General features: G+C 73.3%; 11 protein-coding genes, 1 tRNA gene and 1 pseudogene. 3 read left to right on the top strand and 10 right to left on the bottom strand.

What is annotated here, in order from left to right; all coding sequences use genetic code 11:
* Positions 1-122: 122 nt before the first annotated feature.
* The 5 genes from ACF09J_RS27995 to ACF09J_RS27975 are packed head-to-tail and all read right to left on the bottom strand — an operon-like array spanning position 123 to position 4015.
* A complete protein-coding gene (locus tag ACF09J_RS27995; protein ID WP_392308228.1) occupies positions 123-818 on the bottom strand; it encodes a haloacid dehalogenase type II in 696 nt (231 codons plus the stop codon).
* Positions 808-1317 (bottom strand): hypothetical protein, encoded by a 510-nt coding sequence (locus ACF09J_RS27990; protein WP_392308227.1) that lies wholly within the window; start codon positions 1315-1317, stop codon positions 808-810. Before ACF09J_RS27990 ends, ACF09J_RS27995 begins: the two co-directional genes overlap by 11 nt.
* A gap of 3 nt (positions 1318-1320) precedes the next feature.
* Positions 1321-1680, bottom strand: a complete 360-nt coding sequence (locus ACF09J_RS27985) for a hypothetical protein (protein WP_392308226.1) — start codon at positions 1678-1680, stop codon at positions 1321-1323.
* Positions 1677-3362, bottom strand: a complete 1686-nt coding sequence (locus tag ACF09J_RS27980) for a cbb3-type cytochrome c oxidase subunit I (protein WP_392308225.1) — start codon at positions 3360-3362, stop codon at positions 1677-1679. The genes ACF09J_RS27985 and ACF09J_RS27980 overlap by 4 nt, the downstream gene beginning before the upstream one ends.
* The gene (locus tag ACF09J_RS27975) at positions 3359-4015 is read right to left on the bottom strand and encodes a cytochrome c oxidase subunit II (protein WP_392308224.1); all 657 of its coding nucleotides are present in this window, start codon (positions 4013-4015) and stop codon (positions 3359-3361) included. Before ACF09J_RS27975 ends, ACF09J_RS27980 begins: the two co-directional genes overlap by 4 nt.
* A 189-nt stretch (positions 4016-4204) precedes the next feature.
* Here ACF09J_RS27975 and ACF09J_RS27970 point away from each other — a divergent pair, with 189 nt between their 5' ends.
* Together ACF09J_RS27970 and fdh are read left to right on the top strand one after the other, a co-directional pair.
* Positions 4205-5029, top strand: a complete 825-nt coding sequence (locus ACF09J_RS27970) for a hemerythrin domain-containing protein (RefSeq protein WP_392308223.1) — start codon at positions 4205-4207, stop codon at positions 5027-5029.
* Positions 5030-5064: 35 nt separating this feature from the next.
* Complete coding sequence (gene fdh / locus ACF09J_RS27965; RefSeq protein WP_392308222.1) at positions 5065-8325, top strand: formate dehydrogenase; 3261 nt, start codon at positions 5065-5067, stop codon at positions 8323-8325.
* 19 nt (positions 8326-8344) lie between these two features.
* On the opposite strand, the gene selD is transcribed toward fdh, so the two are convergent.
* Positions 8345-9367 carry a selenide, water dikinase SelD gene (gene selD, locus ACF09J_RS27960; RefSeq protein WP_392308221.1) on the bottom strand — a complete coding sequence of 341 codons (1023 nt, stop codon included), beginning with the start codon at positions 9365-9367 and terminating at the stop codon, positions 8345-8347.
* Between the two features lie 109 nt (positions 9368-9476).
* Between selD and ACF09J_RS27955 the strand changes: the two genes are divergently transcribed.
* Positions 9477-9569 (top strand) — tRNA-Sec (locus ACF09J_RS27955).
* 38 nt (positions 9570-9607) lie between these two features.
* Here ACF09J_RS27955 and ACF09J_RS27950 read toward each other — a convergent pair.
* The 4 genes and pseudogenes from ACF09J_RS27950 to ACF09J_RS27935 form a co-directional block, all read right to left on the bottom strand.
* Positions 9608-11356: pseudogene (locus ACF09J_RS27950) on the bottom strand (SelB C-terminal domain-containing protein); the annotation flags it as partial.
* Between the two features lie 5 nt (positions 11357-11361).
* A complete protein-coding gene (gene selA, locus ACF09J_RS27945; RefSeq protein ID WP_392308220.1) occupies positions 11362-12762 on the bottom strand; it encodes an L-seryl-tRNA(Sec) selenium transferase in 1401 nt (466 codons plus the stop codon).
* A 333-nt stretch (positions 12763-13095) separates the two neighbouring features.
* Positions 13096-13509, bottom strand: coding sequence for an SRPBCC family protein (locus ACF09J_RS27940; protein WP_392308219.1), 414 nt, complete (start codon positions 13507-13509; stop codon positions 13096-13098).
* A 106-nt stretch (positions 13510-13615) separates the two neighbouring features.
* Complete coding sequence (locus ACF09J_RS27935) at positions 13616-14788, bottom strand: AI-2E family transporter (protein ID WP_392308218.1); 1173 nt, start codon at positions 14786-14788, stop codon at positions 13616-13618.
* Positions 14789-14866: the final 78 nt, after the last annotated feature.

Genomic DNA, 14866 nt, shown 5'->3' with positions numbered 1-14866 from the left:
GCCCGGCCGCCGGACGGGCGACCCGTGCGGACCTCAGCGAGCCGCCCGGGAGCACCGGCGCTCCACGTTGGTCCCGCCCATCTGCCAGGACGTCCAGGTCCCCGCAGGCCTCACGGCGACCTTCACCCGGCCGCCGGACGGCTCAGGTGTCGGGCCAGATCCGTCACGCCGGACGCCTTCAGGTCGGGCGGGTTGAAGGCGGAGGGGTACGGGGTCGGGGTCCGGTGCAGCCAGGCGGTGCGCAGGCCCGCTCGGGTCGCGCCGTCGATGTCCCACGGGTGGACGGCCACGAGCAGTGCGGAGGCCGCAGGTACGCCGAGTGTGCGCAGCGCGTGGGCGTAGGCGGCCTCGGCGGGCTTCCAGTGGCCGGCCGCGTCCCGGACGTCGAGGTGGGTCTCGAAGCAGTCCGCGAGCCCGGCGCGGGACAGGACCGCGCGGGTGGTGTCGGCGGAGCCGTTGGTCAGGGTCGCCAGCCGGTGGCCGGCCGCGAGCAGGGCGCGCACGCCCCCGGGTACGTCCGGGTGGACGGGCAGTTCCGGCAGCCCGGCCAGGATGTGCTCCACCAGCGGCTCGGGATCCCGTCCGGGCCGCCCCCGGGCGAGCAGCGTGCGCAGCCCGTCCGCGGCGACCTGCGCGAAGGGCGCGGGGCCACCGGCCAGGGTGAGGGCGATGCCGTCGCGCAGCACTCCGGCGAACCACTGCGGCAGCAGATCCGCGGACAGGCCGGCGTCCTCAAGGCGCGTCCCGAGCGCGGACATGTCCGTGAGGGTCTCGTTGACGTCGAAGACGAGGACGAGTCCCCGTGCGTCAGGGGACATACGCGCCTCCATCCGGCGGGAGTACGGCGGCCGACCGTTCCTCCCGGTTGGCCCAGGACCAGGTGACGGCCGCCGCGGCGATGCCGACCGGCAGCATGCCCACGATCATGGCGAGCCCCTCCGCCGGACGGCCCGCCGCGACGACGCCGACCGCGGGCAGGTCCAGCAGCGGCGCGGCCAGGAACAGGTACAGGCACCGGCCGGGATCGCTCAGGCGGTGCCGGGTGCCGGCGAGGACCGGCAGCCAGAAGAGCACCGCGGCCACCACCAGCGCCGTCTCGGCCGGCAGCGCGCCGCCCGGGGGCGGCAGCCGGAGAGGGTCGCCGAGCACCACCCAGGCGTGCAGCACCACCAGCAGCGGCAGGGCGACGACCGCGGGCACGCTCGACCGCCGCCACAGCGGCGAGTACCGGGTGAGCCGTACGACACCGGGGACAACCGCGGCCAGGACGAGCCCCGAAAGACCCATCGCCACCGCCGGGTGCGCCGAGTGGTCCACGGGTCACCGCTCCCCCGCGCTCGTGCCGTGCACGGCCAGCGCGATCGCCACGGCCAGCAGCGGAACGGCCAGGGCCAGCAGCCACAGACCGTAGACGAAGGCCAGCGCGACCAGCGCGCAGCCGAACGCGGCGGCCGGCACCGCTCCGGCGCCGCGGTCCGGCACCCGGTAGCGGACGTGCTGGTCCGGCCCGGAGCGCACGGAGGCGAGGACCAGTACCCCGGCCAGTTCCAGGAGGGCGACGACACCGCCCCACAGCCAGAAGACCAGGGAGGTCTCGCCGTAGATCCCGAGCACGGCGAGGAGTACGCCGTTGAGCAGGCCCCAGCCGGCGACGACGACGAACGGCAGATGCCGCTTCACGGCCGGCTCCCCGGCCGGTCGGCCGCCGCCTCGCTCGCCTGCCGCTGCCGCAGGTCGAGCAGCGGAGCGAAGCTGGTGACCGGCGGCAGCGGGCGGTCGGGGGCGAAGTTCAGCCGCGGCGGCGGCGAGGAGGTGGCCCATTCCAGCGTGTGCGCCTCCCAGGGATCGTCGGGGACCGTCGCCGCCCGCCCCAGCGCCGCCCCGCGCAGGGTCCACAGCACGTTGACCACGAACACCGTCATGGCCGCCGCGAGGAAGGCGGCGCCGATGCTTGCCAGCAGGTTCAGCCACGCGAAGCCGTCGTAGGAGGCGTACGTCGCCACCCTGCGCGGCATGCCCAGGTAGCCGAGGACGAACATGGGCAGGAACGTCACGTTGGTGCCGATCACCAGCAGCCAGAAGTGCAGCCGGCCCAGCCGCTCGCCCAGCATCCTGCCGGTCACCTTCGGGAACCAGAAGTAGACGCCGGCGAACAGGCCGAACACGCTGCCGGCGAACAGCACGTAGTGCAGGTGGGCCACGATGAAGTAGCTGTCGGTGACGTGGTAGTCGATCACCGGGGTGCCGATCATGATGCCGGTGAGCCCGCCGATCAGGAACTGCGGAATGAAGGCCAGGGCGAACAGCATCGGCGTGGGAAAGCGCAGCCGTCCCCCCAGGATCGTGCCGAGCATGCCGAAGTACTCGACTCCGGCGGGGACGAGCAGCGCGATGGACGTCAGGGAGTAGTAGTCGTTGGTGGCCTGCCCGGTGGCGAACATGTGGTGTCCCCACACACTCATCGAAAGGGCCGCGAACACCAGCAGCGACAGCGCGGTGCCCCGGTAGCCGAAGAAGCGGCGGCCGGAGAAGACGGCCAGCACCTCGGCCACCGCCGCCAGGTACGGGAAGAACATCACGTACACGACGGGGTGACCGTAGAACCAGAACAGGTGCTGATAGCCGATGTTCCACGCGTTGGACGCGAAGACGGAGGCGTCGGCGCGGCCCACGGCGAGCAGGGCCATCGCCGCCAGCAGCGCGGGGAACGCGCCGATCACCATCAGACAGGTGGCGATCATCGACCAGCAGAAGAGGGGCAGGCGCAGCATGGTCATGCCGTGGGTACGGCGCCGCAGCACCGTCCACAGCACCGCCCAGGCCATGATGATGACGCCGGTGGTCGCCAGGACGACGCCCGCGATCCACAGGTCGGAACCGACGCTGGGCGAGTGCTCCTTGTCCGCCAGCGGCGGATAGGAGAACCAGCCGCTCGCGTGCGCCCCGTCGGGAGTGGCGAAGCCCGAGAGCGTCATCAGCGCGCCGAGCACGTAGAGCCAGTAGCCCAGCAGGGTCAGACGGGGCGCGGCGGTGCCCGGCGCCCCGATCTGCAGCGGCACCAGATAGACGCCCATGCCGATCGCGAACGGCGTGATGACCATGTAGATCATGCCGGAGCCGTGCATGGTGAACAGCTGGTCGAAGGTGTTCGGGTCCACGATGTGCAGGTCCGGCTGGGCGAGCTGGCTGCGCATCAGCAGGGCGAGGACGCCCATGAGCAGGAAGAGCACCAGGGAGGTGCCGACGGTCAGCAGCCCGATGCGCTTGTGGTCGGTGGAGGTCGCCCAGCCGAGCCAGCCGCCCGGGGCGACCGGACGCCCGCCCGTGCCCTCCCTGCCCCCGGCGGGCGGCGCGACCGTCATGTCACCGTCCCTGCCCCGGTGCCGACCGCCTGCCCGTGCAGGAAGCGCTCGTACTCCTGGGGGGAAACGGCCTTGATCCAGAAGTCCATCGAGTAGTGCCGCTCACCGCAGAACTCCGCGCACCTGCCCCGCCAGCGGCCCTCGTGGTCGAGGGTGAGGGTGAAGGTGTTCACGTGGTCGGGGAAGGCGTCCATCTTGTAGCGCAGGTCCGGGATCCACAGCGAGTGGATGACGTCCTTGGAGGTCAGCCTGAGCTGGACGGGCCGGCCGGTGGGCACGACGAGCGTGGGCAGGTCCCGGCCCCGGCACAGGCCGGTCACGCTGCGCTTGACGGGGGAGTTCGGATAGCTGAACTGCCAGCACCACTGGAAGCCCATGACGTCCACGGGCTCGGGGGCGCGCTCCGGCGGCCGGTGCTCCTGGTGGTTCTGCCAGGCGGTCCAGGCGACGAGGAACACCGCGAACGCGGTCAGGACACCGACGTAGTACCTCTCCAGCACGGGGCGTTCCGGCCGTGGGGAAGCCGCCGGACCGCGTCCGGCGCGCCGTCGGACCACGGCGTGGCCGAGCAGGGCGAGAACGACCAGGAACACGAACCCGGCGATGGCCGACTCCAGGGCGAACACGGTGCCGAAGACGTGGCGCTGGATCATTGCCGCACCCTCCCCTTCGCCGTCATCCGGTCGCTCCTTCCGCCCGGCGAAATCCGCAACCACCCGGACATTACGGACCCACCCGGTAGGGGTCGAGCTGACACACCGCAGGCAGGCGGCGGCCGGTTTCACGCCGTGTGCCGCGGGTACTTCGGAGCAGCGACCCGACCGGACCGGAGGGAGAGGCCCATGCCCAGCCGTAGCCAGGTGCAGCGTCTGCTGGCGGAGGGCCTCGACTACGAGGAGGCCGGACACCGTCTGGGGGTGCCCGCCGGTCAGGCCTTCCTGATCGCCACGGGGTTGCCCGCCGACGGCGGCGACACCCTCACCACGGCCGAACAGCACCGTCCCGGTATGCCGCGGGAGTCCACCCAGCACCTGGCCAACCCGCCCGCCGTGAACCCCACCTGCACGGACGAGACGCGACGGTGGCTGCGGCATCGGGCCGTCACCGACCGCCCTATGCGGCAGGCCGCCGAGCAGTGGGATGCCCGGCCGAAGGGCGACCGCGCCCCCGGTGACGTGCACGAGCTGACCGCCGTGCTGACCCGCGACCACGACCGTGTCACCGGCCTGCTGAAGCAGCTCAAGGCGCTTCCCGGGGCGACGAAGGGCGGCACCGGGGCCGACCTGGCGCGCCGCGAGTTCGTCGTCGCCCTGATCGCGCAGGCGCTGGAGAGCCACGAACCGGCCGAACAGCGCCATCTGTGGCCGGCCGTGCGCGCGGCGCTCGGCACCGGTGACCGGCTGGCCGACGAGGCACTCCGGCAGGAACACGAGGGCATCGGCACACTGACGGCCCTCCGGGAGACCTCCGCGGACAGCGAGGAGTTCGACGAGCTGGCCGAACAACTGGAGAGCCAGGTGCGCCGGCATGTGGCGTTCGAGGATGCCGTCTTCGTCCGGCTGCGGGAGAATCTTCCGCAGGAGGACCGCGAGCGGCTGGGGGCCGAGGTCGTCGAGACCTGGCACAGCGCGCCGGACGTACCGCACCCGCACGGGCGGCAGGACTGACGGCACGAGCAGCAGTACCGAAAGGGATCCCTCTCATGGGTGTACGCACATGGATCGACTCCTGGCCGGTCTACCGCCAGCTCAAGGGCACCGACCCGCTGGGCCGCGGGGCGGCCGCCAAGAGCGGGCCGAGCGCACGGCTCACTCCCCGGGTCGCCTCCGCCGACCGGGTGGTGAAGTCGATCTGTCCGTACTGCGCCGTCGGCTGCGGCCAGAACGTGTACGTCGAGGACGACCGGGTCACGCAGATCGAGGGCGACCCGGACTCCCCCATCTCCCGCGGCAGGCTGTGCCCCAAGGGCGCGGCGAGCCTTCAGCTCACCACGGGCAGTGCCCGTGAGCACCACGTCCTCTACCGGCGCCCGCACGGCACCCGGTGGGAACGGCTCGACCTCGACACGGCGATGGACATGATCGCCGACCGCGTGATCGAGGCCCGTCGCGCCGGCTGGCAGTGGGAGGTCGACGACACCCGCACCCGGCGCACGATGGGCATCGCCAGCCTGGGCGGGGCGACGCTGGACAACGAGGAGAACTACCTGATCAAGAAGCTCTTCACGGCGCTGGGCGCGATCCAGATCGAGAACCAGGCCCGTGTTTGACACTCCTCCACCGTTCCCAGTCTGGGAACCTCGTTCGGCCGCGGCGGCGCGACCACCTTCCAGCAGGACCTGCAGAACTCGGACTGCATCGTCATCCAGGGTTCGAACATGGCCGAGTGCCATCCGGTCGGGTTCCAGTGGGTGATGGAGGCGAAGGCGCGTGGCGCGAAGCTGGTCCACGTCGACCCGCGGTTCACGCGCACCAGCGCGCTGGCGGACGTCCACGTGCCGCTGCGCGCCGGCTCGGACATCGCCTTCCTCGGCGGGATCATCAACTACGTCCTGAGCAACGACAAGTACTTCCGTGACTACGTGGTGGCCTACACCAACGGGCCCGTGCTGCTGGGCGAGGACTTCCGGGACACCGAGGACCTCGACGGCGTGTTCTCCGGCTTCGACCCCGAGACCGGCTCGTACGACAACACGAGCTGGCAGTACGAGGGCATGGAGATGCAGGCGGCCTCCGGCAAGCGCGACCTGGAGTACGAGAAGCGCACCGGCCGCCGCAGCATGGTGACCGAGTCGGCACGGGGCGAGGCGCACGGGTCGGGCGGCGCGGACATCGGCGAGGGCCAACCCGAGCGCGACGAGACGATGACCCACCCGCGGTGCGTGTTCCAGGTGCTCAAACGGCACTACGCCCGCTACACGCCGGAGATGGTCGAGCGGATCTGCGGGGTGCCGCAGGACCTGTTCCGCCAGGTGTGCGAGCTCGTGACCGAGAACTCCGGGCGCGAACGGACCACCGCGTTCGCCTACGCGGTGGGCTGGACCCAGCACACCGTGGGGGTGCAGTACATCCGCGCAGCCGCCGTGCTGCAGACCCTGCTCGGCAACATCGGCCGGCCGGGCGGCGGCATCATGGCCCTGCGCGGGCACGCCTCCATTCAGGGGTCGACGGACATCCCCACCCTGTTCGACCTGCTGCCCGGCTACATCCCGATGCCGCACGCTCATCTGAACGACGACCTGGACTCCTTCGTCCAGGGCGAGGCGGCGCGCAACGGCTACTGGGGCAACATGCGGTCCTACCTGGTGAGCCTGCTCAAGGCGTACTGGGGTGAGGCGGCGACAACCGACAACGACTTCTGCTTCGACTACCTGCCGCGGCTCACGGGCACCCACTCCACCTACGAGACGGTGACCGCCCAGATGGAAGGCGTCTGCAAGGGCTACTTCCTGCTCGGCGAGAACCCCGCGGTGGGCTCCGCCAACGCCAAGTCGCAGCGCCTGGGCATGGCCAACCTGGACTGGCTGGTGGTACGCGACTTCTCCCTCATCGAGTCGGCCACCTGGTGGAAGGACGGCCCGGAGATCGAGAGCGGAGAGCTGCGCACGGAGGACATCCGCACCGAGGTGTTCTTCCTGCCGGCCGCCGCGCACACCGAGAAGGACGGCAGTTTCACCAACACGCAGCGGCTGCTGCAGTGGCACCACCAGGCCGTCGAACCGCCCGGCGAGGCGCGCAGCGACCTGTGGTTCACCTTCCACCTCGGCCGGATCATCCGGCGCAAGCTCGCCGGTTCGGCCGACCCGATGGACCGGCCGTTGCTCGACCTGACCTGGGACTACCCCACGAAGGGCGAGCTCGCCGAGCCGGAGGCGGAGGCGGTGCTCGCCGAGGTCAACGGCTTCGACGCCGAGGGCCGCCCACTGGCGTCCTACGAGCAGCTGAAGCCGGACGGTTCCACGGCGTGCGGCTGCTGGATCTACTGCGGTGTGTACGCCGACGGCGTCAACCAGGCCGCGCGCCGCAAGCCGGGCAAGGAACAGAACTGGGTCGCCAACCAGTGGGGCTGGGCATGGCCCGCCAACCGGCGGATCCTGTACAACCGGGCCTCGGCCGACCCCGACGGCAAGCCGTGGAGCGAGCGCAAGGCGCTGGTGTGGTGGGACGAGGAGCAGGCGCAGTGGACCGGCCACGACATCGCCGACTTCGCCAAGGAGAAGTCCCCGTACCACCGGCCGCCGCCGGACGCGACCGGGCCCCAGGCCCTGTCGGGCATCGACCCCTTCGTGATGCAGGCCGACGGCAAGGCCTGGCTGTACGCGCCGTCCGGGCTCACCGACGGGCCGCTGCCGACGCACTACGAGCCGCAGGAGTCGCCGTTCCCGAACCTGCTGTACGGGCAGCAGCGCAATCCGGCGCGGTACGTGACGCGGTCGCGTCCGGACAACCGCTACGGGCCCAGTGCCGGCGAGCCGGGTTCGGAGGTGTTCCCGTTCGTGGCCACCACCTACCGGCTCACCGAGCACCACACCGCGGGCGGCATGTCGCGCTGGCTGCCGTATCTGGCGGAGCTGCAACCGGAGTTCTTCTGCGAGGTGTCGCCGGAACTGGCCGCCGAGCGCGGTCTCGAGCACACAGGCTGGGCCACGATCGTCAGTGCCCGGGCCGTCATCGAGGCACGGGTGCTTGTCACCGACCGGATGCCGCCGCTGACCGTGCACGGCCGCACCCTGCATCAGGTGGGCCTGCCCTACCACTGGGGCCCCAACGGCTACAGCACCGGCGACGCCGCCAACGAACTGCTCCACCTCTCCCTCGACTCCAACGTCCATATCCAGGAGGCCAAGGCGTTCGGCGTCGACATCCGCCCGGGCCGCCGCCCGAGGGGACCGGCCGCGGTGGAACTGGTGCGCTCCTACCAGGCGCGGGCGGGCATCGACGAGCACACCGGAACCCAGCCCTGACCGGCGTCCAGTGCGGGGCTCACCTCAGGACGACGGAGTGGGCCCCGCGCGGGACGAGTTCGCCGACCACCGGAAAGCCGGGGACCTCCCCGGCGATCAGGAGGCCGCCGGAGGTCTGGGCGTCGGCGAGCAGGAGGCGCGTGTCGGTGTCGGCGTCACCGAAGTCGGTGAACGGCTCCACCCAGGCCAGGTTGCGCCGGGTGCCGCCGCTGACGTAGCCGTCGCGTACGGCCTCGCGTGCGCCGTCCAGGTAGGGCACGGCGGCGGTGTCGACCACCGCCGTCACGTCCGAGGCGCGGGCGAGCTTGTGCAGGTGGCCCAGGAGGCCGAAGCCGGTCACGTCGGTGCCGCAGGAGGCCCCGGCGGCGAGGGCGGCGGCGCAGGCGTCCCGGTTGAGGGCGACCATGGTGGCCACGGCCTGCTCGAACCGCTCGCCGGTGGCCTTGTGGCGGTTGTTCAGCACGCCGAGGCCGAGCGGTTTGGTCAGGGTCAGGGGCAGTCCGGCCCTGCCCGCGTCGTTGCGCAGCAGCCGCGCGGGGTCGGCCAGGCCGGTGACGGCCATGCCGTACTTGGGTTCGGGGTCGTCGACGCTGTGCCCGCCACCCACGTGGCAGCCGGCCTCGGCGGCCACCTCGAGACCGCCGCGCAGCACCTCGCGGGCCAGCTCGAAGGGCAGCACGTCACGCGGCCAGGCCAGCAGGTTGACCGCGAGGACGGGGCGGCCGCCCATCGCGTACACGTCCGACAGCGCGTTGGCCGCGGCGATGCGTCCCCAGTCGTAGGGGTCGTCGACGACGGGGGTGAAGAAGTCGGCGGTGGACACCACCGCCTGCGCGGCGCCGCCCCGCGCCGGCAGCGTCACGACGGCCGCGTCGTCGCCGGTGGCCAGTCCGACGAGCAGCGGGGTGTCCCCGGCGTCCGGCAGCACCATCGGCAGCCCGCCGAGCACGTCCTCCAGCTCACCCGGCGGAATCTTGCAGGCACAGCCGCCACCGTGGGCGAACTGGGTGAGCCGTACGGGGGTTTCATGGGTGGCGGTCACGCTGGGCTCCTGTCTTCTGTCGCGGTGGTCCGGCGATCTCCCGGTCCCGGTGGACCGGTCGGTGCGCCCGCGCCGTCCCGGCCGGCCTTCCGGTAGCCTGGCGGCCGGTGGAGGCGTGTGGGTGCCTGGTGGCCCTCCCGGTCTTCAAAACCGAGGTGTCCGAGGATCTCGGACAGGCGGGTTCGATTCCCGTCCGCCTCCGTTCTCCTCCGTGTCCGGTCGGCAGCGTCTGTGCTGGTCGTCGACTCGTTCCGTGTGCCCGTGGGTGTCGAGGTACTCCAGCAGGGGCACGGCCACCCTGCGGGTGGTGTCGAGGGCCTTGCGGGCCTCGCTGAGGGTGAAGGGCTGAGGCAGGCGGCGCAGTGCCGCGGTGGCCTCGGCGTCCGCGCCGGGGAGCAGGACGATTCCCTCGCCGACCCGTAGCAGCGCACCGGCGGAGACCGCCGCGGCCAGGGCTTTCCGGTCGAGGCCCAGGGCGGTGAGACGGTCGGCGTCGGGTGCGCGGAACGGGGTCTTCTCCAGGTCGCGCCGTACCGCGTCGACGGCCGCGCGGACCGGTGGCGGCAGGGTGGGCCCGGCGCTGCCGGGCCGGTACAGGCGTCCTTCGCGGCGCAGCAGGCGCGGCTCCCCCGGTGTCGCGGCAAGGGCGTCCACCAGCGCCCGGTCGGGCAGGTCCAGCAGGCGCCGGGCCGCCTCGGCCGGCAGGCCCGGCTCCATGGGGTGCAGGCGTGCGTGCTCCTCGACCGCGGTGACCAGCCTCTCGCGCAGCCGGGCCCAGTGGGCCTCGTCGGCCAGCCAGTCCCCGGTGACCGGTTCGGCGGGCGGGGGGATGCCCATGGCCAGCAGGCGGGAGCGGCGGACGAGTCCGCGGCGCCGCAGCTCCGCCGCTCCGTCGGGGCTGCCTGTCATCGCGGCCAGTACGGCGGCCCTGGCCCGACCCGCCCCCCGCCGGGTCAGGTCCGGCGGGCACACGTCGAGCACGGTCACCGCGCAGGGGCTGTGCCCGCCGCCGGGTTCGCGCAGGACGGCACGGTCCCCGACGCGCAGGGGCAGCGGGGGGCGCAGGGTGAGCCGGGCGGTGTCCTCGCCGAGGGGACGGACGTTCACCGCGACGGCCGCCGTGCCGATGTGCAGGGCGACGTTCCGGGGCAGGTCGCCGGCCGGCTCGCCGGTGACGCGTACGTCGATCCGGTCGGTGAACAGCCAGCGGTCCGGCGCCAACAGCACCTTTCCCCGCCGCAGTTGCCCGGCGAGGGGGCCGTGCACGTTGACCGCGACCCGCGCCACCCCGCTCACCGCGCTCCGGTCCTGCTGGAGGCACTGGAGCCCGCGCACCCTCAAGGGCTGCGCGCCGGCGCCGCTCACCAGCCGGTCGCCGACGCGCAGGGTGCCCGCGCCGAGCGTGCCGGTCACGACGGTGCCGTGGCCGCGCACGGTGAAGGCGCGGTCCAGCCAGAGCCGTACGTCCTCGTCGGCGGGCGGCACGGGCAGGGCGCGGACCGTCCGGGCCAGTTCGGCGCGCAGTTCGTCCAGTCCGGCGCCGGTCACCGCGCTGACCGCGACGGACGGCACGGTGCCCAGCGAGGTCCGGGCCAGCCGCTTGACGGCCTCGGCGCGCACGGGCTCGGGGTCGGCCAGGTCGCTGCGGGTCACGGCGAGCACCGCGTGCCGTACACCGAGCGCGTCGAGGATCGCGAGGTGCTCCTCGGACTGCGGTTGCCAGCCCTGGTCGGCGGCGACCACGAACAGCACGGCGGGCACCGGTCCGACCCCGGCCAGCATGGTGGCGACGAACCGCTCGTGGCCGGGTACGTCGACGAAGGCGAGGCGTTCGCCCTCCGCGTCCGGCGGTGTCCACACGAAGCCGAGGTCGAGGGTGAGTCCCCGGCGCCGTTCCTCCTCGTAGCGGTCGGGTTCCATCCCGGTCAGGGCCCGTACCAGGGCGGACTTGCCGTGGTCGACATGCCCCGCGGTGGCCAGCACTCGCATGGCGCCTACCTTTCCGCCGCCGACCGCACGGCCCCGGCGAGGCGTTCGTCGTCCGCGGGCGGCACCGCGCGCAGGTCGAGGAGGCACCGCCCGGCCTCCAGGCGCCCCACCACGGGCACCTCCCCGGTGCGCAGGACGCCGGCGTACGACTCCGGCAGGGACAGCGCGGCGCTGGGCAGGGTCACGCCCGGCGCCCCGCCGCCGCCGACGGTGGCGGTCCCGGCGACGGCCCGGACGTCCTCGACCCCGGCGGCGCCCAGCTCGGCGGCGAGGTGTGCGGCCCGCCGCATGAGCCCGGCGGCGTCGGCGGTCAGGAACTCCGCCGTCGGGGTCGGCGGGCCCGTCAGGGTCGCCTCCAGCGCGGCCAGGGTGAGTTTGTCCACCCGCAGGGCGCGGGCCAGGGGGTGCCGGGTGAGGGCGCGCAGGAGTTCCGCGTCGCCGAGGAGCAGGCCGCACTGGGGTCCGCCGAGCAGTTTGTCGCCGCTCGCCGTCACCAGGGCCGCGCCGGACCTCAACTGGGTCTCGGCGTCGGGCTCCTCGGGCAGCAGGGGGTGCGGGGCGAGCAGTCCGGAGCCGATGTCGGCCACCACCGGCACGCCCAGCGCCGCCAGGTCGCGGATCCCGGCGGCCCGAGTGAAGCCGGTGATACGGAAGTTGGAGGGGTGGACCTTCAGGACGAACGCCGTGTCGGGGCCGATCGCGTCGGCGTAGTCCCGGACGGTCGTACGGTTCGTGGTGCCGACCTCGCGGAGCCGGGCCCCGGTGGAGACCAGCAGGTCCGGCAGCCGGAAGCCGTCCCCGATCTCCACCATCTCGCCGCGGCTGATGACGATCTCCCGGCCGGCGGCGAGCGCGGTGGCGGCGAGGACGAGCGCGGCGGCGCCGTTGTTGACGACGTGGGCCGCGGCGGCGGACGGCACCCGGTCGCGCAGCGCGTCCAGGGCGGTGCGGCCCCGGCGGGCCCGGACACCGGTGCGCAGGTCGAGTTCGACGTCGGTGGGCCCGGCGGCGTCCTGGACCGCCTGCCGGGCCGCCGCGGACAGGGACGCGCGGCCGAGGTTGGTGTGCAGCAGGACCCCGGTCGCGTTGATCACCGGGCGGAGCCCGCCGGGTGACCGCGGCAGCAGCGCCACGGCGGTGTCCGCCACCTGTTCGGGGGCGATGGCGCCCTGCCGTGCCCGCTCCTGTGCCTGCCGGACCGCGGCCTTCACCGGGCCCGGTCCGAGCCGCGCCGCCGCGTCCGTCAGGCGCGCGTCCCGCAGGACGGCGTCCGTGCGGGGAATCCGCCGCCGGGCGTCGCTCACGGCCCGGCCGTGACCGGTCGTGCCCTGGCCGGCCGGGCCGGCGCCGCGGGCGTCCGCACCGGTCTCCTGGCCCGCTCGCTGCCCCGTGACCTGCTGTTCCACCTGGCCTCTCCGTCCCCAGCACCGACCTCGCGGGTGTCGACGCCCGCCCATGGTCTCCCAGTGCCCGCGGTCGTCCGCACGACACGCCGTACGGCAGGTCGGGCTTTGGCGCACCCGCCTACGACCACGGCCGCAGCTACGCACAGCCGCGGGCCGGCGGGGCTGCCACGGTCGCGGCGGGCGCCGGTCCGGCCCTGTGACGCCACGGTGTGCGGTCCCGTCATGGGGCCGCACATCGGGACACGTTGAGGGAGCGGTCCGGGGCCTGCGGGGCGAACTACCCACCGGCGAACGCGGGATTCGGGCCGTCGGTCTCGCGGCTGCCGGGGGTGGTCAGCCGCCCGTGTGGTCGGTGCGGAGCCGTACCTGCTCCTCCAGGCGGCGCAGGCTGCTGTCGAGGGCGTCGCAGGCGTTGCGCTCGCCCGGGTCATGGCGGTCGTCGAAGAACGACAGGTGGACGGTCACCTCGCTGGCCCCGCTGCCGATGCCCGCGACCTGGAGCCAGCCCGCGTATCCGCCCTGCTCGCGGGTGCCCCACTCGATCCGCATCTGGTCGCGTTCGGCGCGCAGCTGGGCGGCGGTGTCCCGGTCGGCCTGGTCCTCGTGCACCGTGACGGCGGGGGGCCGCTCCGCGTGCACGTGCAGTTCGCCGGGCAGCCAGGCGTCGAACCCGCCGACGTCGGCGGCCTGGTCGAAGACGTGCTCGGGCAGAGCGGGCATCGTGCGTGAACGTTCGTACTCGGCCATGACGGCACCGTTCCTCGCTCGGGGGTCGTACGACGAACGCGTGCCCTTTCTGCCGCGGCCGAAAAGCCCCCATGCCGTGAACGGAAGCGGCGACGGAGGGGGGACGTCAGGGCGGGGCAGGCCACAGCGCCCGCAGCACCGCCCAGATGACGGAGACGAACGGGACGGCGACCACGGCGCCGACCACGCCCGCGACGATGCCGCCCGCGATGACGGAGACGCCGACGACGAGCGGGTGCAGGCGCACCGCCCAGCTCATGACCACCGGGTGCAGCACGTGTCCCTCGAGCTGGCCGATGACGACGATGAGGGCGAGCACGGCCAGCGCGGTGAGCGGGCCGCGCCCGGCGAGGGCGACCACCGTGGCGACGGCCAGCGCGACCGGTGAGCCCACCAGCGGCACGAACGTGGCGAAGAAGACCAGCAGCGTCAGCGGCAGCGCGAGCGGTACTCGCAGCACGAACAGGACGACTCCGACGAGGACGGCGTTGGTGGCCGCCACGATGATGATGCCGCGTGTGTATCCGGCGAACGTCCGCCAGGCGGCGTACCCGGCCCGGTCCCACACCGGCCGGGCCCGGCTGGGCAGCAGCTGGTCGCGCACCCACCGCCAGAGCTTCTCGCCGGAGTGGATGAAGAAGACGGAGGAGAAGACCGCGAGGGCGACCCCCGTCACCAGTTCGACGAGTCTGCCGAAGCCGCTGAGCGCGCGGCTGAGGAGGCCGGCGCGGTGGGCGGAGAGATAGGCCAGGATCTGCTTCTGCAGATCGGCCAGTTTGGCCTGGCTGAGCCGGAACGGCGGGCGCTGGAGCCACTGCTCGATCCTGTGGATGCCGCCGCCGAACTCACTCGCGAGCTTCGCCGACTCCCCCGCCACCGCGTTGCCCACGAGCGCCAGCAGGGCGAGCAGGAGCAGGATGCTGCCCACCAGGGCGACGGCGACGCACAGCGGCCTGGGCAGGAAGCGGTTCAGCAGGTCGGCGAGGGGGCGCAGGATCGAGGTGATCACCAGGCCGAGGAACAGGGCCACCGCGATGAGCTGGAAGCGGCCGAGGACGGTGAAGACGCCGTAGACGACGACCCCGACGAGGATGAGGCGCCAGGCGTAGGCGGCGGCGACCCGCAGCCAGGGCACGGTCCGCTCGGCCTTCCGGACCGCGGCAGCGGTCCGGGCGTGCGGCGGGAGGCGTACGGAGGGCGCCGGGCGGCTGCCGGGCACCCGGCGGGCCGCCCGGCGCCCGCGGCCCGGCCCGCCCGCCGGAGCGCCCGCAGCAGCCACCGCGCCTCTCCTTCGTCCTGGGCCCCCTCGAGCCTCCTGAGCCCTCTTGAGCACCGTAAGGTCCGGCCGGGCCGGGGC

The organism is Streptomyces sp. NPDC014889 (assembly GCF_043081205.1).
GTDB lineage: Bacteria > Actinomycetota > Actinomycetes > Streptomycetales > Streptomycetaceae > Streptomyces.
The sequence above is the reverse complement of the archived record's forward strand: the minus strand, read 5'-3'. Positions and strand labels throughout refer to the sequence as shown.

Coding starts and splice junctions, on each gene's coding strand:
- ACF09J_RS27980 (WP_392308225.1), bottom strand. CDS start 3,362: ATGACGGTCGCGCCGCCCGCCGGGGGCAGGGAGGGCACGGGCGGGCGT.
- ACF09J_RS27970 (WP_392308223.1), top strand. CDS start 4,205: ATGCCCAGCCGTAGCCAGGTGCAGCGTCTGCTGGCGGAGGGCCTCGAC.
- ACF09J_RS27975 (WP_392308224.1), bottom strand. CDS start 4,015: ATGATCCAGCGCCACGTCTTCGGCACCGTGTTCGCCCTGGAGTCGGCC.
- ACF09J_RS27995 (WP_392308228.1), bottom strand. CDS start 818: ATGTCCCCTGACGCACGGGGACTCGTCCTCGTCTTCGACGTCAACGAG.
- ACF09J_RS27940 (WP_392308219.1), bottom strand. CDS start 13,509: ATGGCCGAGTACGAACGTTCACGCACGATGCCCGCTCTGCCCGAGCAC.